This window comes from Pseudomonas sp. UBA5666, from assembly GCF_002420785.1.
Classification (GTDB): domain Bacteria; phylum Pseudomonadota; class Gammaproteobacteria; order Pseudomonadales; family Pseudomonadaceae; genus Aquipseudomonas; species Aquipseudomonas fulva.
The window spans coordinates 20,991-21,249 of the sequence record NZ_DIIQ01000007.1 but is presented as its reverse complement, the minus strand read 5'-3'; the positions used below and the strand labels follow the sequence as shown (position 1 = coordinate 21,249).

General features: G+C 51.7%; 1 tRNA gene. It reads right to left on the bottom strand.

Annotated elements, in window-relative coordinates:
* Window positions 1–30 precede the first annotated feature (30 nt).
* Window positions 31–106: transfer RNA gene (locus B2Y33_RS05030), tRNA-Val, on the bottom strand.
* Window positions 107–259 lie beyond the last annotated feature (153 nt).

The window sequence follows — 259 nt, the reverse complement described above, 5'->3', positions numbered from 1 at the left end:
GACTGAACTACCGCTGCGCTACACATCGAGTGGTGGGTGATGACGGGATCGAACCGCCGACCCTCTGCTTGTAAGGCAGATGCTCTCCCGGCTGAGCTAATCACCCATGTCTCTCGGTGTGGCGCGCATTCTACGGACAACTTTCAATGCTGGCAAGCACTTATGGCTTTTTTTTATACCCTGCACGTTCGCATGAAATTCAAGGCATAAAAAAAGCGACCCTAAGGTCGCTTTCTGTTTGCTTCAGGGTGTTCAGTGG